1 protein-coding gene is annotated in these 430 nt (G+C 58.6%); it reads left to right on the forward strand.

All coding sequences use genetic code 11. From position 1 onward, the window contains the following. The first annotated feature begins 276 nt into the window (after positions 1-276). Positions 277-396 carry a helix-turn-helix domain-containing protein gene (locus QP968_RS11170; RefSeq protein ID WP_083583987.1) on the forward strand — a complete coding sequence of 40 codons (120 nt, stop codon included), beginning with the start codon at positions 277-279 and terminating at the stop codon, positions 394-396. The last annotated feature ends 34 nt before the right edge of the window (positions 397-430 follow it).

Below are 430 nucleotides of genomic sequence, written 5' to 3' on the forward strand. Positions count from 1 at the left end.
AGCATATACTTTTGGCGTTAATGCAGGTCACCTACTGGAAATCGCCCAATTCAGACACACTTTTTGACCCTTAAGCCTGAGCGGATCACCATTTGGTGCACTAGCTGGTGCACTAGGGTCAAAATCCTGCACCAAACGGAACTGCGACGTTCCAACGAAGCGGCGCAGGTTTTCGGGGCATTGCTTAGTGATTGCGAGGTCGGCGGCAACGAAGGAACGCCACGGGAGCCGGCAGTTCGGGGGGTCTGCCTATCTCGGGGGTGAGACTGCTCAACCGTGGCGTTCGGGAGAAAGCTTATTGAGGGCGGCAAGTCCGTCAGCGCAGTAGCCAGGACACTCAACGTCTCGCGGCCGACGATCTATCGCGCTCTCAAGCGCATCGAAGCCGACGCTTAGGCACAGGCTGCGTCGCTAGCGCTCGCACCCGGCG

Origin of the sequence: Corynebacterium sp. MSK041, assembly GCF_030232265.1 — a bacterium.
Classification (GTDB): Bacteria; Actinomycetota; Actinomycetes; order Mycobacteriales; family Mycobacteriaceae; genus Corynebacterium.